Raw genomic sequence first — 21,641 nt, 5'->3', positions numbered from 1 at the left:
GGACTAGCCTGCCTTTATGACAATCGCCTGCCCCGTTGGAAGTTCGATAATGCCTTCCGGGCGGTTTTCGAAGAATTGGTCAAAGGCCTTTCGGGCTCCAGGACAGAGCGCGGAGCCGTAGTCATCGCATATGATGATGCCATGTGCGCACACCCGATCGTAGAAGAAGGCAAGCGCGTCACGCGTCGGCTCGTATAGATCGACGTCAATATGGACCAGGGCGAAACGCCGGTCGGCTACGCTGGGAAAAGTTTCCGGTATCCATCCCACATGAAAAGTTGTGTTGCCGAAGTCCGAAATATTCTCTCTGGCTACCCTCTCGTCAGTGCTGAGATCGCCGGACTTCCACGGCGTTTGGCCGTTTCGCTTGCGATCCTCTGCGGTCGGTTCCGAGAGGCCGGCGAACGAGTCGAAAAGGTGATAGTGCCGTGGCCGAAGATCGCTCATCAGCATGAATATCGTCGACCGGCCTTGCCTTACGCCGCATTCGGCCACATCGCCGTCGATCCGCTCGATCGATCGTAGGCAGCTTTGCAGGACAAAAGCTCGCGGATCTGGAATCCCGCGGATGTTTTTGACCCGCTGCAGTGCCTTGCGGAAAAATGGCTGGTCCTTCCAGACCATATGGCTGGAATAGACATAGAAGCCGTATCTGTCCGCCTTCTTCTGTGCGATCTTATACCAAGCCACGCCTCGGCGTTTGTTTGAAAAAACAGCAAGTGCCGCGTCTCTCAATTTCACCTGTATCCTCCAGCATTCGGTATGTGTTCTGATGACGGCAGAGAGAAACTCTGCCGTCATCAGACGCGAAATGACGTCGAGTTCCGACTGAAGGACATGGCCTTATCCCGCAACGAAGCGCTTCCGGTGCACGTAATAAGCCAAGATCGGGAATGGAACTCCCATGCACTGCGACTCAAGATCACGGTCACGTACCAGGCCGGTCCGGAAATTGGTCGATTGCCAGCGGAAGTTAGCACACTGCCCGGCTTAATCTGCGCGCCGCAACGATGGCGCGGCACCTCCTCATCACATATTTGCGCACAGCAGGGCAATGCCCGCAGCAGATGTGCGTCGAAAGTGTCAGGCGCCCTCGTCGCGCCTGGAGCGTCAGAGAGCCCAACTCGGCGACCAGGGAGATCAGGCCGTCGCGATCGCGGATCAGTCTCGCCGCGCTCGCCTTGGTCAGTCCCCTGCCCTCGAGATCCTGGAACGCTACGGTAGCCCTGGGCCGACAAACGGGAGCATAAATAGTTCCCCTGTCGGCAAGGCAAGCCATGTTTGTTCTTGCTTTGTGCCGGCAGCTATGCTACTAATTTGCTTATGGTGCTGATTTGCGCCAACGACCGCCTTGCCGCGACATGCGGTTTTTCAGCCAGGCTCGACAAAGCTCGCCCGCATTGCGGGCCTTTGGCCAATCACGGTCGAGTGCCAGCCTTTTCGGCAGCTTCCGAGAAGGGAAATCGGAATAGCAGCTTCCGGTTCTCGTCGCAGATTTCGAAGGAAAGACCTGTCAGGACCGGGCTGCCGCTGAGCAGGCCCTCGGCCAGGATTTCCTTGGCCGAAGCCATGGCGTTATCCTAAGCCGCGGACAAACCGTCCAACTCCTGACCCTCGAAATCTTCCGTCAAGCGGCCGTCATTGTTTCGGAAGTGAAAAAAATATCTCGGCATGCCGGTTCCGGTTGGTCGGTTTATCTAATTTTAGCCTTCATGCGTCAGGTCGATCGAACAGCACCCCCAGCCCATGTTCGAACGCACATGCCGCAATCATGTCGTCCAAGGCTTTTCCGGAGACCGGGCAATTCGGCATGACAGCCCTGATGGCGATCTCAGCCGCTGCGGTAGAAACCTCATCGTGGCGCCTCTTCCTGGTCTCGATATATTGCTCGATCAGAATTTTCAGGCGCCGCGCTGCAATCTCGTCAACGACCATGGTTCTCCCTCGATTCGGCACAATGTCCGTCTTCCGGGGTCCGTCTTGCGGGTGAACGGTCCGCCGCCATTGGGTAGCAGCGGACCACTCGGCTGGGTGAGCCAACGGCCCGAGGCGGGGGTGTCTCGGACCGCCACCACAATAGCTTCGAGAGGCCACACGTTCCACAGGACGCTGCCGTTGGTAATTTTCGTACACTGAACATTGCCGCGGGCAGTCCGGGACTGTGGGATTTTTTGGGCTAAGCCGCCGTCGCCGGATGCCGGATCAGCTCCGGCTTTGATAGCTGTAGATGCCGGCGCCGATCGCGACCGCTCCTACGGTTATCAGGATCGATGGCAGCCCCATCGACGTGGCGATGATCCCCCAGACGATGGCGACGGCAATTGCGCCGGCCGTTCCCAACACCAGTCTAAGCCGTTTCGACATTATCTGTTTCCCCCGAAAAGCGCATCTTTGGTCTTTTTCTGATCGAAATACCGCAATGCGGCACCATTGTCTGCGCTTTGTCCAACGTTTTTACGCCGCCCCTGAGCCCGACCGCTGAGGCGTAAGCGATCCGTATGCGGCCTTGTTGCAAACACCCGCTCGACAATGAGGAAGCTTGGGCGAAAGCCCGAGAAGCGAGGCGTCAGAAAGCGGGGTATCTATGCAAAATTTTCGGAATTTACTCCGGTTCACAATCATGGGCATGGCGGCCACGACAACCGCAATAGTCATCACAGGCCTTACCCCCGAGACAACCGAAGCGACTTTGATTTGCCATAGGGTGGTCTGCCAGAAGGCGAGCAATGAACGCAGTGCTTTCGGCACCAAATATCAGCGCAAGTGCACCTGCGAAAATGTAAGCGAGGACGCTAACAACCATCCCTCCCCGCGCAACGTCAACAAGGGGCCCATCGGCGGTTCGAGCGGCACCAGCAGTTCAGGCGGCAGTAGTGGTTCGAGCGGCACCAGCAGCTCAAGCGGCAGCAGTGGTTCGAGCGGCACCAGCAGCTCAAGCGGCAGCAGTGGTTCGAGTGGCAGCAGTGGTTCGAGTGGCACCAGCGGCTCGAGCGGCACCAGTGGTTCAAGCGGCAGCGGTGGTTCAAGCGGCAGCAGCGGCTCGAGCGGCACCAGTGGTTCAAGCGGCAGCAGCGGTTCGAGTGGCAGCAGTGGTTCAAGCGGCGGCAATGACGGAACAAGCAGCGGCGGATCCAACGGCAGCGGTGGAGTGTAGCAGCTGCTCAAGTGGCTCCAGCGGCGGCGGGTGGGCACACCACGTGACCCGTGCCGGCCGCCCACGACGATCAAACCCTCACGACAACGGGAGTAGTAGCTTGACGCTCCAACCGAATCCGCGACCGCGCCCCTCACCGGCCTTGCAGGACTGCTTGGTCTTGCGCTGGCCGTCGGGGTGCTCGTCGACAGAAGCTGGCCTGTGCATTTGCAGGCCATGACTGTCATTGCAGCTACCGCGGCAGCGATGATCGCGGTCGACACGGCCTATTTCCAGACGTTTCGAAGGCGTTCAACGGGATTGCAGGCAAAGCCGATGCGAGCGCTTGAAGTCGAGCGCGTCATGCGCAAACTCATCGGCTTCATCGTCACGCTCACGACGAGCGCCGCAGTCTACTGGATATTGCCGGAATACCGGCGTGAGTTTTACGCCCCCTACTGGGCAGCTCTCTACGACACCTTGCCGGCGCTGCTCGTCGCCGCGCCGTTTTATGTTGCTTATGTCGATCGCCGGCAAACCGATCCGGAAGATTCATATGCCGAAATCGGTGCATTCGTCCTCGGCGGCGCCGTGCCGCAAAGGACTGAGCAGATACGCCAGCATGTGCGGGGCTGGATCGTCAAAGGCTTCTTCCTGCCGCTGATGTTCGTCTATCTGTGCTCCGCGCTAGGTTCGATCCTGGCCGGACTGGAACAACCGTATCAATTCGACATCATGCGCTGGCACGCTTTTGCAATCGATCTCCTGTTCATGGTGGATGTCCTTGTCGCCGTCGTCGGCTACATTTTCACGCTGCGCGTCCTCGACAACCATATCCGCACCGTCGAGCCCACTGTGTTCGGCTGGCTGGTTTGTCTTGCCTGTTATGAACCCATGAATGCCGCCACCCGTGCCTACCTGAATTACGAAACGGGCGCCAACTGGACGGCGGTGATGCCCACACCGGCGCTCCAGGTTTTCTGGGGATCGGCGATCGTCTTCTGCGTCTTGATTTTTGTCTGGTCCACCGTGAGCTTTGGCCTGAGATTTTCCAATCTCACCAACCGCGGAATCATCACCTGCGGACCGTATCGCTGGATCAAGCACCCCGCCTATGTTTCGAAAAACCTCTCCTGGTGGCTGGTCTCCGTCCCTTTCCTCACCGCTACGGACCCGCTGAAGCGCTGCGGCACTCCGCCATCCTGCTCGGGCTCAACGCCGTCTATGCACTTCGCGCCATCACCGAGGAACGCCATCTGTCACGCGACCCCGATTACGCCGCCTATTGCGATTACATCGCCGAGAACGGTGCTGTAGCCCAGTTCAAACGACTGTTCGCGAAAGCGAGTCGGTCGCCGATCGGGCGTTCCGGCTGAATGATATCTTGTTTTGAGGGTTAGCGGCAGCTGGCGCTATCGTCGCAGCGCATCCGCGCGATGCCGATCCTCGCCGCTCACCGGCAACGGCCGATCGCCCTCGAGCAGGCGGGTGATCCGGGCGAAGCCGGCAAAAGCCTTTCTCGCTTCCTCGGCCGACATCCGGCCGGCCATGGCCGCAGCACAGCAATTCACCGCACATTGGTAAACCGGCCCGCGCCGCCCGGCCGGCCATTTTCGCAGGAATGCCATCGCTTCGGCAACGCTGTCGATCTCCTCCACAGGCTGTCCCTGTCCGCGCAAAATCCGCACGGGCGAAAAGAATTGCAAGCGGTCCATCGTTTCCTCCCCGTCGACCGGATGCGTACGATCGAACCCCACTAAACTCGCGAACTGGCCCTTTGGTTCCCGGCAAAAGAGGCTTGCCATGAAAAATGTTGGCTGGACGGCAAGCTCCGGCAGTCCCAATTGCGCGACATCTTGCCGTTGTACGGGAACGTTAGCGCGACTGATGCATTTCGATCCCACGAGCAGTCTTTTTGAGGGAAATGCCCAAAACATGAGAATAGCCCATGTGGCGCCGCTCCATGAATCCGTGCCACCCCGGTTCTATGGAGGGACGGAGCGCATCGTCTCCTATCTGACCGAAGGATTGGTCGAGCTTGGCCATGACGTGACCCTGTTTGCCAGCGGCGATACCAAAACGTCGGCGAAATTGGTGGCGTGTCGCGAGCGTGCGCTGCGTCTCGATCCGCGCCCCCACAAATCCGAAACCGCGGCACATCTCTCTATGCTTGCCGAGGTGAGGAACCGTGCGCAGCAGTTCGACGTCATCCACTTCCATCTCAGCCACTTCCTGCATTTTCCTTTCTTCGAACACATGCCCGACCGGACGGTGACAACACCGCATGGCAGGCTCGACTATGTCGATCTGGCGCCGGCCTACGAACGTTTTCCGCGCTTTCCGATGATCTCGATTTCCCGCAGCCAGAGAGCCGGACTCGCCAAGGCCAATTGGCTGGCGACCATCCATCACGGGCTGCCGATCGATATCTACGAGCCGACTTTCGAGACGGATGCGGACGAGCCGTATCTGGCCTTCCTGGGCCGGCTGTCGCGCGACAAGCGCCCCGATCGTGCCATCGAGATCGCCTTGCGCTCCGGGCTGAAACTGAAGCTTGCGGCAAAGATTGGCGATGACGACCGCGCGTTTTTCCACGACACGGTCGAGCCGCTGATCGACGGCGACCGTGTCGATTATATCGGCGAGATCGAAGAGGACAGAAAGGCGGAATTCCTCGGCAAGGCGGCCGGCCTGCTGTTTCCGATCGATTGGCCGGAGCCGTTCGGCCTTGCCGCGATAGAGGCGATGGCCTGTGGCACGCCGGTAATCGCCTGGAATTGCGGTGCCCTGCCGGAGATCATCGACCACGGCGTGACCGGTTTCCTTGTCGACACAGTCGATGCTGCGGTCGCCTCGATACCGGAATTGCTACGCCTCGACAGGCGTCAGGTGAGATCCGTATTCGAGAACCGTTTTTCTGCCACGAGAATGGCCCACGACTATGTGGCAGCCTATGCGCGCCTGATCGGCGCTCCCGGTGAAGCGAGAGCGTCCTGATCGGCGTCATTGCGGAAGTTGAGAACGAAACGACAGAGTTTGTGACGAATGAATCAACTCGACGAGCGTAAGCTTGATCCCGCCGTAGCCCTTGCCTCTCTCGACGAGGTCGCGCCTCGGGAGCCGCACCGGCTGTTCGCCCTCAAGCAAGGCGACTGCTTCGCGGTGGCCGACGCCTATGGCGACATCCGCGGCGCCGGCGACGGCTTTTTCCGAGACGACACGCGTGTGCTTTCGGAATTTCGGTTGACGGTCGGTGGCCGGCAAATGTCACTGCTCGGCGCATCGCTCAGCCAGGACAATGTGCTTTTCACCTCGAACCTGACCAATCTGCCGATTCAGAGTGTCGGTGGCCGGGATATTCCGCAGGGCGCGATCCACATAGAACGCGTCAGGCTGCTTTGGCAGGACCGGCTGTTCGAGCGCATCACCCTTTCCAACTACAGCCAGGAATCGTCGGCCATTCGGGTTTCCTTGCATTTCGCAGCAGATTTCCGTGACATGTTCGAGGTGCGCGGCTCGACCCGGCCCAAGCGCGGGATAGCCCATGCCGCCGAGACCAGTCCGACGTCCGTGGTGCTTCGATATGACGGGCTGGACCAGCTTGTGCGCCTGTCGGCGATCTCGTTCTCGCAAGCCCCGGACAATTTGACCACCAACCGTGCGGATTTCCTGATTGCGGTGACTAAGCGCAGCAGCGAGGTCCTCTATATCGAAGTCGGCCCGGAAGTGGCGGAGACACCCGACCGCGACCGTTTTCGGGCTGCCGCCGCCCGCGCTCGCTTCGGCATGCGCGCCAAACGCCGCCACGGCGCGACGGTGCACAGCTCTGGCCGCGTCTTCAACGACTGGATCGAGCGCGCGCGCGCGGACGTGGCGTTGCTGACCACCGAGCTTGCAACCGGACCTTACCCCTATGCCGGCATACCCTGGTTCTCGACGGCGTTTGGCCGCGACGGGGTGATCTCCGCACTGCAGATGCTGTGGTTGAATCCCGGGCTGGCGCGCGGCGTGCTCGCCTTCCTCGCCCAGCATCAGGCAACCGAAACGTCGCCGTTCAGCGATTCGCAGCCGGGCAAGATCATGCACGAGACCCGCAAGGGCGAGATGGCGGCACTGCGGGAGCTCCCGTTTGGCCGCTATTACGGCGGTGTCGACACCACGCCGCTCTACATTCATCTCGCTTGTGCCTATGCGGATCGTACCGGCGACATGGCGTTCCTCGACAGCCTGTGGCCATCGCTCTGTGCTGCGGCCGAATGGACCGAAGAGATAAGCCGCGCGACCGGCTTCGTTACCTATCAGCGCGGCGCCGAGTCCGGCCTCGCCAACCAGGGCTGGAAAGACAGCTTCGATTCGGTCTTCCATGCCGACGGTCGCATGCCCAAGGGGCCGATCGCCCTGGTGGAGGTGCAAGGCTATGTCTTTGCTGCGTTCCGTGGTCTGGCAGCGCTCGCCCGCCGCCGTGGCGAGGACGACAAGGCCGATCATTGGGACGAACGCGCCGAAACCATGCGCACCGCGGTCGAACGCCATTTCTGGATGGACGATCTCAATTTCTACGCCATGGCGATCGACGGTGCCGGCGAGGTCTGCAAGGTACGGACGTCGAATGCCGGCCATCTCCTCTATGTCGGGCTGCCCGAGCCGGAACGGGCGCAGTTGGTCGCCGATCAGCTGCTCTCGGCGTCGTTCCACTCGGGTTGGGGCGTCAGGACGCTGGCCGACGATGCGATATTCTTCAATCCCATGTCTTACCACAACGGTTCGATCTGGCCGCACGACACTGCCATGTGCGGTGCCGGCCTGGCACGTTATGGCGTACGCGACAGCGTGGTGCGGCTGATGAGCGGCACGTTCGAGTCGGCTGTCCATTTCAACATGCGGCTGCCGGAACTGTTCTGCGGCTTTACCAGGTCGCCGGGCGAAGCGCCGATCGCCTATCCCGTCGCGTGCCTGCCGCAGGCCTGGTCGGCGGGATCGGCCTTCATGTTGATGCAGGCCTGCCTTGGCCTGGAAATCGATGGCTGGGACGGTGAAATCCGGGTCACCCGCCCGAGGCTGCCGATCGGCATCGACACGCTGACACTGCGGCATCTGGGTGTCGGCTCGGTGGTGGTCGACCTCACATTCCAGCGTGTCGGCGATCGGGTCGTCGCCTTTCTCGCCGATCGGTATGAGGGGATGGTACCGCTCATCGTGCGCACCTGACGCCGCCTCGCTGCGGCGCATCGAAAACGACGCGCGGCACCGCAATCGTCCGGAACCGATAGCCTCTTTGTGCGTTGCAAAAATGGGCGGCGTGGGAACGCTGTTGTTTTCGCACGGCAGCGAACCAGAAAAACCAATAAAAACGGCTATCGGCGGCCGGAGGCGAGATCACATTCCATGTCAGATTATACTGTAGACCTGCTCTGGGTTTTGCTGATTGCAAGTTTTGGCTTTTCCGCTTTTGCCATTCTCCTATCGATATCCCGCCAGCGCCGCGGCCGCGCAACGGCGGCCGCATACACGCCGAGCGAGGATGTCGCATCGGAAGCGGCACGCAAGGTGCTGCGCGAGTTCGAAAAGAACGGCCAGTCGGCCGACGCGGCGCTGGTCACATGGTCGCCCGACACATTGCGTAAGATCCTGGCCGACGACCTGCCGGACGCACAGGTCATCGTCGTGTCCAACCGCGAACCTTACATCCACAACATCAAGGATGACGGGGTCCAACTTCTGGTGCCGGCCAGCGGGCTGGTTTCGGCACTCGAGCCCATCACTCGCGCCTGTGCCGGAACCTGGATCGCCTATGGCGGCGGAACGGCAGACCGTCTCACGGTCGACAAGGACGACCGGGTGCAGGTGCCGCCAGGCAATCCGTCCTACACGCTGCGCAGGGTCTGGCTGACGGAGGAGGAATATCAGGGCTATTATCTGGGCTTCGCCAATGAGGGCCTATGGCCGCTTTGCCATATCGCCTTCACCCGCCCGATCTTTCGCGCCTCGGACTGGGACGCCTACGAGGCCGTCAACCGCAAGTTCGCCGATACGGTGGTTGCCGAAGCACGCAACGAGCGGCCGATCGTGCTGGTGCAGGACTACCACTTCGCGCTGTTGCCGCGCATGATCCGTCAGCGCCTGCCGGACGCCATCATCATCACCTTCTGGCACATCCCGTGGCCCAATTCGGAAGTGTTCAGTATCTGTCCTTGGCGTGAGCGGATCCTGGAGGGATTGCTCGGCAGTTCGATCATCGGCTTTCATACCCAGTTCCATGCCAACAACTTCACCGAAAGTGTCGACCGCTTTCTGGAGAGCCGCATAGAACGGGCCGACGCGGCGATCTCCTATGGCGGACAGACCACGTTGGTCCACGCCTATCCCATTTCCATAGAATGGCCGGCCCAATTGCTGGCAAGTTTGCCGTCTGTCGAGGAGTGCCGCGCCCGCGTCCGTGACAGATTCGGTCTGTCTGCGGAGACCAAACTATGCGTTGGCGTCGAGCGCCTCGACTACACGAAAGGCATTCTCGATCGCTTCCATGCCTTGGACGAACTGTTCACCAGATATCCCGAATGGATAGGCAAGGTGGTTTTCCTGCAGATCGCGGCGCCGAGCCGGGGGACATTGCCGGCCTACCAGCAACTCCATGACGAATGCCGCCGCTGTGCCGAGGAGCTCAATCGGCGCTATGGCAGCGAGACATACAGCCCTATCCTGATGGTCGCCGAACATCATCGGCAGGAGCAGGTCTACGAGGTCTATCGCGCCGCCGACATCTGCATGGTCACCAGCCTGCATGACGGCATGAACCTTGTCGCCAAGGAATTCGTCGCGGCGCGCGACGACGAACAGGGCGTGCTTTTGCTCAGCACCTTCGCCGGCGCCTCGCGCGAATTGCTGGAAGCACTGATCGTCAACCCGTACGACGCGGCCATGATGAGCGAGGCGCTGTTGCAGGCGCTGACGATGACGTCGGAAGAGCAGCGCGAGCGTTTGCGGCCGATGCGCGAGATGGTCCGAGACAACAATGTCTACCGCTGGGCCGGCAGCATGCTGCTGGATGCCGCGCGCCTGCGCAAACGCGGCGATCTCGACCGGGTGACCGGAACTGGCGAGCGGCCGCCATCGAACACCAACAATGTCATCTCGATGTTCGAACGGGCACGGAGGGCAGCGTCGTGAAAAGCTTTGAACAACCGCCGGCGCCGGACCTGCCGGAAGGGCAATGGGCGCTCTTCCTCGACATCGACGGAACACTGCTGGAACACGCTGCCCATCCAGACGCGGTGTCGGTCGGCGAGGAATTGCGTAGTCTGCTTGGACGCATCGAACGGCGGCTGGATGGTGCGGTCGCCTTCATCACCGGCCGCTCGATCCCCGCCGTGGACAAGCTGTTCCATCCGCTGAAGCTGAGGATCGCCGGACTGTATGGGCTGGAGCACCGGCTGACGCCGACCGGTCCGATCGATGCCGCCGACGCGCCTGCCGACATCGCCGCCCTTGCCGACGAGATCGAGGCCGAACTGGGCAGCGGCAAGGTCTATGTCGAGCGCAAGGGTCCGGTCCTTGCCGTCCATACAAGAGCAGCGCCGCAACTGCTTGCGCCGGCAATCCAGTTGATCGAACAGGCATTGGCCCGGCTTCCGAAGGGTTATCGGGTACTTCCCGGAAACGCCGGCGTCGAGCTCATGCCTCTGGAAGCCGTCAAAGGTGCTGCCATCCGGCGTTTCATGGACATTCCGCCCTTTGTCGGCCGGCGGCCGATATTCCTCGGAGACGACACATCGGACGAACACGGTTTCGAGGCCATCAACGAAATTGGCGGCATCTCGATCCGCGTGAAGCCGAACGGACCGACGGCCGCAACCTATGTCCTCGATGGCGTGACCGGCGCAATAGCCTGGCTCGGGGCCAATTTCGAAGTCTCGCCGGTCTCCGGTGCTCGACCGGCCGACAACAAGGCAGAGACCGAATCAAGGGCGAAGCTCAATATCGCAGCCACGGCAGCGTCCGGTCGATAAGCGCGTTTCTCATTGAATATCTTTAAGTCCAAAGCCGGCAAATCGTCTGCTTGCCGGTTCCCCTGCGTCAGGCTTAACCTGCGTGCCACGCGTGGAGGCGCGTGCGGTAACAAGGGGAGGACATCTCTATGACCATACAAGGCGCATCACCGGACCTGTACAATGAGGATCTCGCTCCGGCGAAGGTTCGAAACTGGGGACCGTTCTCGATCTTCAACGTCTGGACGTCGGACGTCCACAGCCTGTGGGGCTACTATCTCGCTGCCAGCCTGTTCCTGTTCTGCGGCGGCTTCGTCAACTTCATCATCGCTATCGGTATCGGTTCGCTGATCATCTATGCGTTGATGAACATGGTCGGCTATGCCGGCGTGAAGACCGGGGTGCCCTACCCGGTCCTGGCGCGCGCCTCCTTCGGCATCTGGGGCGCCAACATACCGGCGCTGGTGCGTGCCATCGTCGCCTGCTTCTGGTACGGCGCGCAGACGGCGGCGGCCTCCGGCGCGATCGTAGCCCTGCTGATCCGCTCGCAATGGTTCGCCGACTTCAACCAGAGCACACATTTCCTCGGCCACTCCGGGCTCGAGGTGATCTGCTTCGCCGTCATCTGGGCGCTGCAGCTCCTGATCATCCAGAGGGGCATGGAAACGGTGCGCCGCTTCCAGGATTGGGCCGGACCGGCGGTGTGGGTGATGATGCTGATCCTGGCGATCTATCTTTGCATCAAGGCAGGCACCTTCGCCTTCACCAGCGACATCCCGATGGATGTGCTGCTGGAAAAGACCAAGGACGCGGGCGTGCCGGGCACGCCGGGCTCCTGGACCTCGCTGTTTGCTGTGGCGGCGATCTGGGTGACCTATTTCTCAGCGCTCTACCTCAACTTCTGCGATTTCGCCCGTTATGCGCCGGACAAGGCATCGCTGCGCAAGGGCAACATCTGGGGCCTGCCGGTCAATCTCATCCTGTTCTCGCTGGTCGCCGGCGTCACCACGATCGCCGCCTTCGACGTCTATGGCGAGGTGCTGCTGCATCCTGACCAGATCTCGGCGAAATTCGACAGCTGGTTCCTGGCGGCGCTCGCGGCCCTGACCTTTGCCGTAGCGACGCTTGGCATCAATGTGGTGGCAAACTTCGTGTCGCCGGCCTTCGACTTCTCCAACGTCTTTCCACGTCAGATCGACTTCAAGAAGGGCGGCTACATCGCGGCGCTGATCGCGCTGGTGCTCTATCCCTTCGCGCCCTGGGAAGGCAGTGCCGCCTCCTTCGTCAACATCATTGGCGCGACGATGGGGCCGATCTTCGGCGTGATGATGGTCGACTACTACCTGATCCGGAAGGGCGAGGTCGATGTCGAGGCGCTCTACAGGGAGAATGGCGAATTCCGCTTCCAGGGCGGCTGGCATGTCAATGCCTTCATCGCCGCCGGTATTGGCGCGGTCTTCTCGTCGATCCTGCCCAACTTCACCAGCCTGCTGCCGTCCTGGTGGGGTGTCTATGGCTGGTTTTTCGGCGTGGCAATTGCCGGCGTCATCTATTACGTGCTGCGTACGATGGCACTCGGCGCCTGGGCCAAGATGGCCAAGGCCTAAACGGATTCGGGGCGGCGCAAGCCGCCCCGTTCATTCTGCGACCATCTCGGCCAGGCGGCGCACGGTGTTCCAGTTGCGCGACGTGCCGATGCCGAGGCGTTTGTGGCTCACCGCCGCAAGCAGCCGCGAACTCGGCGTCTCGCGCGAAAAGACGATCCAGATGTCGCCGCCGACCGCCTGCAGCTTTTCATTCCTGCCGATATAGGCCTGCAGCGCAGAGACCGCATCGGGGGAAACAGGCGCCCGCATCACGCGCACCGCCACCTGGTCCGCGGCTTTAGCCGATTCGGCTGGGAACGGATTGCCGGCCGCCAGCCTCAGCCAGCCGTCGGCGCGGCGCACGATGATGTCGACATGGCGGCCAAAAGTCTTTGCGAACGCCGCCTCCAGCCGCTGCTCCAACGCCGCGAGTTCTGTCTCCTGCGCCTCGAAGACCAGATTGCCGGTCGCCACCAGTGTGCGCGGGTTGTTCAGGCCCAGGCCTTCGGCCATCGCCTTGAGATCGGACATGACGACCCGCCGCCCCTCGCCCAGGATGATGCTGTAGAGCAGCGCGACGTAAGTTCGCATCGGCGGCTAGTCTAGACCAGCCGCGACTGCTCTACCGCCGCCTCGATGAAGCTGGCAAACAGCGGGTGCGGATCGAGCGGCCGGCTTTTCAACTCGGGATGATACTGCACGCCGACGAACCAGGGATGGTCGGGATATTCGACCGTTTCCGGCAGCACGCCATCCGGCGACATGCCGGCAAACACCAGGCCGCAATCCTCGAGCCGCTCCTTGTAGTCGACATTGACCTCATAGCGGTGGCGATGGCGTTCGGAAATCTGCGTATCGCCATAGATCTCAGCGATCTTCGATCCCTTGGCGAGGTCGGCCTGGTAGGCACCGAGCCGCATGGTGCCGCCGAGGTCGCCGGTTTCCCTGCGCTTTTCCAGCATGTTGCCCTTCAGCCATTCGGTCATCAAGCCGACGACCGGCTCCTCGGTTGGACCGAACTCGGTCGATGATGCGTGCTCGACGCCGGCCAGCGAACGAGCCGCCTCGATGCAGGCCATCTGCATGCCGAAGCAGATGCCGAAATACGGCACCTTGCGCTCGCGCGCGAACTTCGCCGCCAGGATCTTGCCCTCCGAGCCGCGCTCGCCAAAACCGCCGGGGACGAGAATGCCATGGACCTTTTCCAGCCACGGCGCCGGGTCTTCCTTCTCGAATATCTCGCTTTCGATCCAGTCGAGCTTGACCTTGACCCGGTTGGCGAGGCCGCCATGCGACAGCGCCTCGATCAGCGATTTGTAGGCATCCTTGAGGCCGGTATATTTGCCGACGACGGCGATAGTCACCTCGCCTTCCGGATTGTGGATGCGGTTGGACACCGCTTGCCATCGTTCCATGCGCGGCTTCGGCGCCGGATCGATGCCGAAGGCGGCCAGCACTTCCGAATCCAGCCCTTCATTGTGATAGGCCATCGGCACGTCGTAGATATGCGGCACGTCGAGCGCCTGGATGACGGCGCTTTCTCGCACGTTGCAGAACAGCGACAGTTTTCTGCGCTCTTCCTTGGGGATCGGCCGGTCGGCGCGGACCAGCAGGATATCAGGCGCAATGCCGATGCCGCGCAACTCCTTGACCGAATGCTGTGTCGGCTTGGTCTTCAGTTCGCCCGCCGTCGGAATGTAAGGCATCAAGGTCAGGTGGACGTAGACGGCGTTGTTGCGCGGCAGGTCGTTACCGAGCTGGCGGATCGCCTCCAGGAACGGCATCGCCTCGATGTCGCCGACGGTGCCACCGATCTCGCACAGAACGAAATCGTAGTCGTCATTGCCGTTGAGGACGAAGTTCTTGATCTCGTCGGTGACGTGCGGAATGACCTGCACGGTGGCGCCGAGATAGTCGCCGCGCCGCTCACGCTCGATGATGTTCTTGTAGATGCGGCCGGTGGTGATGTTGTCCTGCTGGTTGGCCGAGCGGCCGGTGAAGCGTTCATAGTGGCCAAGATCGAGATCGGTCTCGGCCCCATCATCGGTCACGAAGACTTCGCCGTGCTGGTAGGGCGACATCGTGCCGGGATCGACATTGAGATAGGGATCGAGCTTTTTGATGCGTGCGCGATAGCCTCGCGCCTGCAAGAGAGCCCCAAGGGCCGCTGCAGCAATGCCTTTTCCAAGTGAGGAAACCACGCCGCCTGTGATGAATACATATCGCGCCATGGGAGTCATCGCTTAACGCGGCCGAATTGATTCCGCCAGAGAAAAAACCGCCGCGAAGGCTTTTTCCCAAGAAGGCGCTCTGGTCATGGACGTATCAAAACAAAAGGGCCGGCGAGGCCGGCCCTTTTGGCACGATCTGTAAAGCGTCAGATGATGACTACCTTGGTGCCTACTTTCACCCGGCGGTAGAGGTCCATGACGTGCTCGTTGATCATGCGGAAGCAGCCATTGGAGGCGCTGGTTCCGATCGACTGCGGCGCAATGGTGCCGTGGATGCGCAGATGGGTGTCCTTCTTGCCGTCGTAAAGATAGATGGCGCGCGCACCGAGCGGGTTGTCGCCGCCGCCGGGCATACCGTCCTTGTACTGCCCATAATGCTTGGGTTCACGCTTTTGCATATCCAGCGTCGGAATCCAGCGCGGCCATTCCTGCTTGTCGCCGACGGCAACCGTCCCCTTGAACTGCAGGCCTTCGCGGCCGACCGCAATGGCATAACGGCGGGCGGTTGACGATGATTCGACGAGGTAGAGACGGCGGGCGCTGGTATCGATGACGATGGTGCCGGGGTTGTAGCCGGTGAATTCGACCTCCTGCGGCACGAATTCCGGCTTGACCTTGAACTGGCGCTTGGCCTGCTTCCTTTCGAGCGCGGCGTCGAGCGCGCGCGTCTCAGGAAGCAGCGACATCGACGAAGAGGATGTGCCGCCGAACAGTCCCGCGAACAGCCCGACGCTCTGCGGCTTCTGCCCGACCGGTTCACTGCGCAACTCGCCATTGTTGCCGGTCAGTGCAACGTTCATGGCCTCGGCCGGGATCGGCTCGGCCGACTGGATCGGCGCAATGGGTGCGATCGGTTCGATGATGTTGACGGTCTTCTTCTTGGCCGGCTTGGCATCAGCCACCTTGACCGCCGCGACCGGCTGGCTCTTCTTGGCAAGGAATGCCTGCCGTTCCGCATCGGCCTTGGCTTTCGCCGCCTCGCGCATCGCCAGCTTCCTGGCTTCGAGTGCCTTGGCGCGAGCGGCTTCCTTGTCGGCTGCGATCTTGGCTTCGATCTTGCGGATCTGCGCAAGGTCGTCCGGCGTCGGATCTTTCTTCTTCTTGAGAAGCTTCAATTGCGCCGCATCGCTTTTGGCAGCGACGTTGACGACGTCAGTTGTTGTCGCGGCTTTATGAGCCGAATTTGCTGTCGGCATAGCCGCATAAGCGGGCGCACCTAGGCTGAGCACGGCACAAAGGCCGGCAAAAATGAAGCTGCGAAGCTGCATGGGGAAGATCCGATCGTTCAATGCTTGTTGCCCACGGCGTCGCCCGGCGCCCCCCAAGGACGCCGAAAATGCCGCGTGCAATGTATAATCGATTAGCCGGAAGCGCCTCAAGCGTAGGGCGCGGTCGAATCTTCGTGATCGTGCGGCATTTGCCGCGACTGTGTTCAAACGACAACAGATCGCGGCATCAGATGCCCGATTACTGGTTGGGGACTTGCGGCGTGGCCGGCGCGGTGGCGCCGTTTGTCGCTGGCGGCGTCGCCGGAGCTGTTGCCGGAGGCGTCGTTGCCGCGCCATTGCCGGACGGCGGGGTCGGCGCCGTGTTGCCTGAAGGCGGCGTCGTGGTGCCGGGCAATTGGTTGAGTACGCCCTTGCCTGCCCCGTCCGAGGTCGCCGGGACGCGATCGAGAATGTCGATCGGCTTCTCGCCATAGCGCGCGACGATCGACAGTGTCAGCGAAGTGACGAAGAAAGCCGCGGCCAGGATCGCTGTCGCCCGCGTCAGCGCATTGGCGGCGCCACGCGCGGTCATGAAGCCCGATCCGCCGCCGATGCCGAGACCGCCGCCTTCGGAGCGCTGCAGCAGCACCACGCCGACAAGCGCGAGCACGACCATGAGGTGGACGACGATCAGTACGGTTTCCATAATTTATCCTGGCAAGGCCTTGCGCGGCCGCTGATTTGGAGGCGGCTCAATACAATGCTTTGACGGCATTTCCAAGCCCGTGGCCGGAATATGGGAAGCAATGCGTGCTTTGCAACGATTCCGGCGCCGGCCGTCCGCTCAAATCCAGCAAGCAGTCCCGGTATCAAGCGATGTTTCGATAGGCTTCCGCGATGCCGAGGAAGTCCGCTGCCTTCAGGCTGGCGCCGCCGACCAGCGCGCCGTCGACATTCCTGACGCCGAGCAACTCGACGGCGTTGGACGGCTTGACCGAGCCGCCGTAGAGGATGCGCATCTTGGCCGCCGTATTGCCAAGCTTCCGCGCCAGTTCTTCACGGATATGCGCATGCGCCTCGGCGACGTCGGCGGCGGTCGGGGTCAAGCCGGTGCCGATCGCCCATACCGGCTCATAGGCAATGACGCTGTTGGACGCCGTGGCGTTTGGCGGCACCGAGCCCGCAACCTGGCGCGACAGCACGTCAAGCGTGGCTCCTGCTTCGCGTTCGGCTCTTGTCTCACCAATGCAGATGATAGCCACCAGCCCGGCGCGCCATGCGGCGGAGGCCTTGGCCTGCACTATGGCATCGTTCTCCTTGCGATCAGCACGGCATTCGGAATGGCCGACGATGACATGGCTGGCGCCTGCATCCTTCAGCATCTCCGCCGAAATACAGCCGGTATAGGCGCCGCTTTCCTCGGTGTGGCAATCCTCACCACCGGCCCGGACCGGCGTGCGCGACAGAATCTCGGCGGCGTGCGCAAGCAAGGTCGCCGGCACGCAGACCACCGCTTCGGTCTCGGCGTCGAGCCCGCTCATGAAGCCGTTGCCGATCATCCTGAGCTCGTTGAGCGAGGCGCTGGTCCCGTTCATTTTCCAGTTGCCGGCGACGAGCGGGCGGATTCCAGGCGTCATGGGATTTGTTTCTCCGGGCAATTTCCAGCTGGCTCTCACTATCAAAATCAGGCCACAAAGCAATCGACAGTGAGCAGGAAGGGCGCTATTGCGCTTGTTTCAGACTCGGCGCATGCGAAATGCGCAAAAATCGGAAGTACTCATGCTTGGTATGTTGAGAAGCGCGGCGGGGACCTGGGTCGCGAAACTGCTGCTGTCATTGTTGGTGTTGAGCTTCGCCGTCTGGGGCATCTCGGGGCGGCTGATGGGCGGTCTTGCCGGCCATGACGCCGTGATTACGGCCGGAGGCACCAAGGTCTCGATCAACGAATACCGCCTCGCCTACGATCGCCAGCTCAGCGTAATGTCGCAGCAATTCGGCCAGCGCATCAGCCGTGAGCAGGCGACGGCGCTCGGCATCGACAACCAGGTGCTGGCGCAACTCGTCTCGGGCGCCGTCCTCGACGAGCAGGCCCGCAAGCTCGGCCTTGGCCTGTCCAAGGACCGGCTGGCCGAACTGACCCGCGAAGACCCGGCGTTCAAAGGGCCTGGCGGAACCTTCGACAGGCGAACCTTCGAGTACCTGCTCCGGCAGATCGGCATGCGGCCGGAGGACTATCTGAAAAACCGCGCCCAGGTGGCGGTCCGCCAGCAGATCGTCGAGGCGGTTTCGGATGGCCTCAAAGCCCCGGATACATTCTTCAAGGCGGTCGCGCTCTATCGCGGCGAAGATCGCACAATCGACTACCTGACCTTGCCGAAATCGCTGGTCGAACCGATAGAAGCGCCGTCCGACAGCGTGCTTTCGGCCTATTTCGGGGAGAACAAGAAAACCTACGCCGCGCCCGAATACCGTAAGTTCTCCTATGTCAGGCTCGAACCGGAAGACATCATGGATTTGAGCGCAGTGACCGATCAACAGGTCAGCGACGACTACAACAAGAACAAGGCGCGCTACACCACGCCCGAGATGCGCACCATCGAGCAGCTTGTGTTCAAGACGCCTGATGCTGCCAAGGCGGCGCTCGATTCGCTCAGGACCGGCGCGACCTTCGACAAGATCGTCGCCGCCGAAGGCAAGACGCCGGCCGACACCCTGCTCGGCACGCTGGCCAAGGACAAGATCGCTGACAAGGCGGTTGCCGATGCTGCCTTCAAGCTCAACGCCAATGAAGTCAGCCCGGTCGTACAGGGCGCCTTTGGCCCCGTTCTGCTGCGCGTCACCGAGGTCAAGCCCGAAGTGGTGAAGCCGCTGGCCGAAGTGTCCGAGCAGATCCGCAAGGATCTGGCACTGGGCGAGGCAAGCCGCATCTTGCTGGACGTGCACGACAATTACGAGGATACGCGCGCCTCCGGCAGTTCGCTCGCTGAGGCAGCTGCCAAATTGAAGCTGAAGGTCGTTACCATCGACGCCATCGACCGCACCGGCCGAAGGCCGGATGAAAGCATCGTCAAAGACCTGCCGGAATCGCCGGCGCTCATCAAGGCGGTGTTCGAATCCGAACCCGGAACCGACAATGAAGGCCTCACCACCGCCGATAACGGCTTCGTCTTCTACGACGTAAGCGCGATCACGCCGGCCCGCGGCCGCACGCTGGACGAAGTCCGCCAGAAGGTCGTGGCCGACTGGACCGCGGCGGAGACCACCAAACGGCTTACCGCAAAGGCACAAGAGCTCGAGAAGCGTCTCAAGGCCGGCGCCACGCTCGAGGTGATCGCCGGTGAGCTCAAGCTCGAAAAGCAGACCAAGCGCGGTGTCAAGCGCGATGCTGACGACGTCGATTTCGGCAAGGAAGGGGCCGCCGCGATGTTCGGCGTCGGCGAAGGCGGCACCGGGCTAATCCCCTCGCCCACGGGCGACGGACAAATCCTGTTCAAGGTTGCCGAGGTATTCGAGCCCGCCGGGGCCGACGCCAACTCAGTACCCCAGGACGCGCAGAAATCCTTCACCTCCGGTATGTCCGACGACCTGCTCGACCAGTTGGTGGCGCAGTTGCAGACGCAATATGACGTCCGCATCGATCAGACGGCCGTAACCCAAGCCCTGGCCAGATGAGCGCGCTGAAGATCCACATCGCCAAGGTCGCCGCCGGTAGCGCTCTTTCCTTCGAGGAGGCGCGCGAGGCCTTCGACATCATCATGTCCGGTGACGCCACCCCCGGCCAGATCGGCGGCTTCCTGATGGCATTGCGGGTGCGCGGTGAGACCGTCAGCGAGATCACCGGCGCCGTCGCCACCATGCGCGCCAAGATGCTGCGCGTCGAAGCCCCCGAGGGCGCCATCGACATTGTCGGCACCGGCGGCGACAATTCGCACAGCGTCAACATTTCGACCGCATCCGCCTTCGTCATCGCCGGCAGCGGCGTGCCCGTCGCCAAGCACGGCAATCGCGGACTGTCCTCGCTGACCGGCGCCGCCGATGTTCTGATCGCGTTGGGCGTCAAGATCGACATCCCTCCGGAGACGATCGGCCGCTGCATCCACGAGGCCGGAGTTGGCTTCATGTTCGCGCCGGCGCACCACCCGGCGATGAAGCATGTCGGCCCGACCCGGGTCGAGCTCGGCACCCGCACCATCTTCAACCTGCTGGGTCCGCTTTCCAATCCGGCCAGTGTCAGACGGCAGATGGTCGGCGTGTTCCTGCCCGAATGGATCATGCCGGTGGCAGAAACCTTGAAGGAACTTGGTGCCGACCATGCCTGGGTCGTCCATGGCGACGGTTATGACGAGATCACCACCACCGGCGAGACGCAGGTCGCCGAATTGGCCGGCGGCGAGATCCGCAGCTTTGTGCTGACCCCGGAAGCGGTCGGGCTGAAGCGTCACACCAAGGACGAGTTGCGCGGCGGCGACGCCGCCCACAATGCCCAGGCACTGCGCGACATGCTGGGCGGCGCCGCCGGCGCCTTTCGCGACACGGTGCTGATGAATGCCGGCGCCGGGCTGGTGGTGGCCGGCAAGGCGACGACACTTGCCGACGGCATGGTGACGGCGGCGCAGGCCATCGACAGCGGCCGCGCGCTGAAAGTGCTCGACAGGCTGGTCGAGATTTCGAACGGTTAGAACTATGTCCGACATCCTGCGCAAGATCGAGGCTTACAAGCGCGACGAGATCGCGGCGGCCAAGGCGCAAGTGCCGTTTGCCGAGATCAAGGCACGGGCAACGGACGCCGAAGCGCCGCGCGGCTTTCTTTCCGCCCTTGAAGCAAAGCGCCAATCCGGCAGGTTCGCGCTGATTGCCGAAATCAAGAAGGCTAGCCCATCCAAAGGCCTGATCCGCGCCGATTTCGATCCGCCGGCGCTGGCCAGGGCCTATGCGGAAGGCGGTGCCGCCTGTCTTTCGGTGCTGACCGACGCACCCTCTTTCCAGGGGGCGCCCGCGTTCCTCAGCGATGCGCGCGCTGCCGTCGAGTTGCCTGCCTTGCGCAAGGATTTCCTGTTCGATCCCTATCAGGTCTACGAGGCCAGGGCATGGGGCGCCGATGCCATACTGATCATCATGGCCAGCGTCGACGACGCGTTGGCAAGAGAACTCGAAGCGACAGCTTTCGGGCTCGGCATGGACGCGCTGGTCGAAGTGCATGACGAGGCTGAGATGGAACGCGCGCTGCAGCTGTCGTCGCGGCTGATCGGTATCAACAACCGCAATCTCCGGACCTTCGAAACCAGCCTCGAGACCTCGGAACGGCTGGTCGCGATGGTGCCCGCCGACCGCCTTCTGGTCAGCGAGAGCGGTATCTTTTCGCATGACGATTGCCGCCGGCTGGAGCGGAGCGGCATCGCCACTTTTCTGGTCGGTGAGAGCCTGATGCGTCAACAGGACGTGGCCGCTGCAACGCGCCTGCTTTTGACGGGCAAGGCGCCGGCAGAGGCGATCTGAGG

19 protein-coding genes and 1 pseudogene are annotated in these 21,641 nt (G+C 61.9%); 9 read left to right on the top strand and 11 right to left on the bottom strand.

Going from position 1 to position 21,641, the window contains the following annotated elements; translation table 11 throughout:
* Window positions 1-3: 3 nt before the first annotated feature.
* From NKH01_RS03440 to NKH01_RS03420, 5 genes and pseudogenes are all read right to left on the bottom strand, one after another.
* A complete protein-coding gene (locus NKH01_RS03440; RefSeq protein WP_352790180.1) occupies window positions 4-741 on the bottom strand; it encodes a TylF/MycF/NovP-related O-methyltransferase in 738 nt (245 codons plus the stop codon).
* Between the two features lie 677 nt (window positions 742-1,418).
* Window positions 1,419-1,673: pseudogene (locus NKH01_RS35250) on the bottom strand (DUF6894 family protein).
* Between the two features lie 37 nt (window positions 1,674-1,710).
* Complete coding sequence (locus NKH01_RS03430; RefSeq protein WP_023717697.1) at window positions 1,711-1,935, bottom strand: hypothetical protein; 225 nt, start codon at window positions 1,933-1,935, stop codon at window positions 1,711-1,713.
* 267 nt (window positions 1,936-2,202) lie between these two features.
* Complete coding sequence (locus NKH01_RS03425; RefSeq protein ID WP_023717698.1) at window positions 2,203-2,364, bottom strand: hypothetical protein; 162 nt, start codon at window positions 2,362-2,364, stop codon at window positions 2,203-2,205.
* Between the two features lie 390 nt (window positions 2,365-2,754).
* Window positions 2,755-3,165, bottom strand: coding sequence for a hypothetical protein (locus NKH01_RS03420; RefSeq protein ID WP_353018931.1), 411 nt, complete (start codon window positions 3,163-3,165; stop codon window positions 2,755-2,757).
* A gap of 166 nt (window positions 3,166-3,331) precedes the next feature.
* On the opposite strand from NKH01_RS03420, the gene NKH01_RS03415 reads away from it, so the two are divergent.
* Window positions 3,332-4,450 carry a hypothetical protein gene (locus NKH01_RS03415; RefSeq protein ID WP_353018930.1) on the top strand — a complete coding sequence of 373 codons (1,119 nt, stop codon included), beginning with the start codon at window positions 3,332-3,334 and terminating at the stop codon, window positions 4,448-4,450.
* 95 nt (window positions 4,451-4,545) lie between these two features.
* Here the strand turns inward: NKH01_RS03415 and NKH01_RS35245 are convergent, their stop codons facing one another.
* Complete coding sequence (locus NKH01_RS35245) at window positions 4,546-5,070, bottom strand: DUF982 domain-containing protein (RefSeq protein WP_502912589.1); 525 nt, start codon at window positions 5,068-5,070, stop codon at window positions 4,546-4,548.
* On the opposite strand from NKH01_RS35245, the gene NKH01_RS03405 reads away from it, so the two are divergent.
* The 5 genes from NKH01_RS03405 to NKH01_RS03385 all read left to right on the top strand — a co-directional run bounded on the left by NKH01_RS03405 (window position 5,069) and on the right by NKH01_RS03385 (window position 12,725).
* Window positions 5,069-6,130 (top strand): glycosyltransferase family 4 protein, encoded by a 1,062-nt coding sequence (locus NKH01_RS03405; protein ID WP_353018929.1) that lies wholly within the window; start codon window positions 5,069-5,071, stop codon window positions 6,128-6,130. The genes NKH01_RS35245 and NKH01_RS03405 overlap by 2 nt on opposite strands.
* 48 nt (window positions 6,131-6,178) lie before the next feature.
* Entirely contained in the window at window positions 6,179-8,341 is a 2,163-nt protein-coding gene (locus tag NKH01_RS03400) for an amylo-alpha-1,6-glucosidase (RefSeq protein ID WP_352816205.1), read from the top strand.
* Window positions 8,342-8,518: 177 nt separating this feature from the next.
* Window positions 8,519-10,300: an alpha,alpha-trehalose-phosphate synthase (UDP-forming) gene (locus NKH01_RS03395; RefSeq protein ID WP_353018925.1), complete on the top strand. Its 1,782-nt coding sequence runs from the start codon at window positions 8,519-8,521 to the stop codon at window positions 10,298-10,300.
* Entirely contained in the window at window positions 10,297-11,139 is an 843-nt protein-coding gene (gene otsB, locus NKH01_RS03390; RefSeq protein WP_353018923.1) for a trehalose-phosphatase, read from the top strand. Before NKH01_RS03395 ends, otsB begins: the two co-directional genes overlap by 4 nt.
* 128 nt (window positions 11,140-11,267) lie before the next feature.
* Entirely contained in the window at window positions 11,268-12,725 is a 1,458-nt protein-coding gene (locus tag NKH01_RS03385; protein ID WP_352494608.1) for an NCS1 family nucleobase:cation symporter-1, read from the top strand.
* Between the two features lie 30 nt (window positions 12,726-12,755).
* Here NKH01_RS03385 and NKH01_RS03380 read toward each other — a convergent pair whose 3' ends face one another.
* From NKH01_RS03380 to tpiA, 5 genes are all read right to left on the bottom strand, one after another.
* On the bottom strand, window positions 12,756-13,295 hold the full coding sequence (locus tag NKH01_RS03380; RefSeq protein ID WP_023717705.1) for a DUF1697 domain-containing protein: 540 nt from the start codon (window positions 13,293-13,295) through the stop codon (window positions 12,756-12,758).
* Window positions 13,296-13,306: 11 nt separating this feature from the next.
* Window positions 13,307-14,935, bottom strand: coding sequence for a CTP synthase (gene pyrG, locus NKH01_RS03375; protein WP_353018921.1), 1,629 nt, complete (start codon window positions 14,933-14,935; stop codon window positions 13,307-13,309).
* Window positions 14,936-15,081: 146 nt separating this feature from the next.
* Entirely contained in the window at window positions 15,082-16,203 is a 1,122-nt protein-coding gene (locus NKH01_RS03370; RefSeq protein ID WP_352858353.1) for a L,D-transpeptidase, read from the bottom strand.
* A 199-nt stretch (window positions 16,204-16,402) separates the two neighbouring features.
* The gene (gene secG / locus NKH01_RS03365; protein ID WP_352494606.1) at window positions 16,403-16,849 is read right to left on the bottom strand and encodes a preprotein translocase subunit SecG; all 447 of its coding nucleotides are present in this window, start codon (window positions 16,847-16,849) and stop codon (window positions 16,403-16,405) included.
* Between the two features lie 163 nt (window positions 16,850-17,012).
* A complete protein-coding gene (gene tpiA, locus NKH01_RS03360; protein WP_023717708.1) occupies window positions 17,013-17,780 on the bottom strand; it encodes a triose-phosphate isomerase in 768 nt (255 codons plus the stop codon).
* 142 nt (window positions 17,781-17,922) lie between these two features.
* On the opposite strand from tpiA, the gene NKH01_RS03355 reads away from it, so the two are divergent.
* Genes NKH01_RS03355 through trpC form a run of 3 tightly spaced genes read left to right on the top strand, consistent with a single transcriptional unit; the run spans window position 17,923 to window position 21,639 of the window.
* The gene (locus tag NKH01_RS03355) at window positions 17,923-19,815 is read left to right on the top strand and encodes a SurA N-terminal domain-containing protein (protein WP_353018918.1); all 1,893 of its coding nucleotides are present in this window, start codon (window positions 17,923-17,925) and stop codon (window positions 19,813-19,815) included.
* Complete coding sequence (gene trpD / locus NKH01_RS03350; RefSeq protein ID WP_353018916.1) at window positions 19,812-20,822, top strand: anthranilate phosphoribosyltransferase; 1,011 nt, start codon at window positions 19,812-19,814, stop codon at window positions 20,820-20,822. Before NKH01_RS03355 ends, trpD begins: the two co-directional genes overlap by 4 nt.
* 4 nt (window positions 20,823-20,826) lie before the next feature.
* Entirely contained in the window at window positions 20,827-21,639 is an 813-nt protein-coding gene (gene trpC / locus NKH01_RS03345) for an indole-3-glycerol phosphate synthase TrpC (RefSeq protein WP_352482658.1), read from the top strand.
* Window positions 21,640-21,641 lie beyond the last annotated feature (2 nt).

Origin of the sequence: Mesorhizobium sp. M1403 (assembly GCF_040317695.1) — a bacterium.
Taxonomy (GTDB): Bacteria; Pseudomonadota; Alphaproteobacteria; order Rhizobiales; family Rhizobiaceae; genus Mesorhizobium.
Note: the sequence above shows the minus strand (reverse complement) of the source record. Positions and strands in the feature narration are given on the sequence as shown.

Coding starts and splice junctions, on each gene's coding strand:
- NKH01_RS03430 (WP_023717697.1), bottom strand. CDS start 1,935: ATGGTCGTTGACGAGATTGCAGCGCGGCGCCTGAAAATTCTGATCGAG.
- NKH01_RS03425 (WP_023717698.1), bottom strand. CDS start 2,364: ATGTCGAAACGGCTTAGACTGGTGTTGGGAACGGCCGGCGCAATTGCC.
- NKH01_RS03405 (WP_353018929.1), top strand. CDS start 5,069: ATGAGAATAGCCCATGTGGCGCCGCTCCATGAATCCGTGCCACCCCGG.
- NKH01_RS35245 (WP_502912589.1), bottom strand. CDS start 5,070: ATGTTTTGGGCATTTCCCTCAAAAAGACTGCTCGTGGGATCGAAATGC.
- NKH01_RS03400 (WP_352816205.1), top strand. CDS start 6,179: ATGAATCAACTCGACGAGCGTAAGCTTGATCCCGCCGTAGCCCTTGCC.
- NKH01_RS03395 (WP_353018925.1), top strand. CDS start 8,519: ATGTCAGATTATACTGTAGACCTGCTCTGGGTTTTGCTGATTGCAAGT.
- NKH01_RS03385 (WP_352494608.1), top strand. CDS start 11,268: ATGACCATACAAGGCGCATCACCGGACCTGTACAATGAGGATCTCGCT.
- NKH01_RS03380 (WP_023717705.1), bottom strand. CDS start 13,295: ATGCGAACTTACGTCGCGCTGCTCTACAGCATCATCCTGGGCGAGGGG.
- pyrG (WP_353018921.1), bottom strand. CDS start 14,935: ATGGCGCGATATGTATTCATCACAGGCGGCGTGGTTTCCTCACTTGGA.
- NKH01_RS03370 (WP_352858353.1), bottom strand. CDS start 16,203: ATGCAGCTTCGCAGCTTCATTTTTGCCGGCCTTTGTGCCGTGCTCAGC.
- secG (WP_352494606.1), bottom strand. CDS start 16,849: ATGGAAACCGTACTGATCGTCGTCCACCTCATGGTCGTGCTCGCGCTT.
- tpiA (WP_023717708.1), bottom strand. CDS start 17,780: ATGACGCCTGGAATCCGCCCGCTCGTCGCCGGCAACTGGAAAATGAAC.
- NKH01_RS03355 (WP_353018918.1), top strand. CDS start 17,923: ATGCTTGGTATGTTGAGAAGCGCGGCGGGGACCTGGGTCGCGAAACTG.
- trpD (WP_353018916.1), top strand. CDS start 19,812: ATGAGCGCGCTGAAGATCCACATCGCCAAGGTCGCCGCCGGTAGCGCT.
- trpC (WP_352482658.1), top strand. CDS start 20,827: ATGTCCGACATCCTGCGCAAGATCGAGGCTTACAAGCGCGACGAGATC.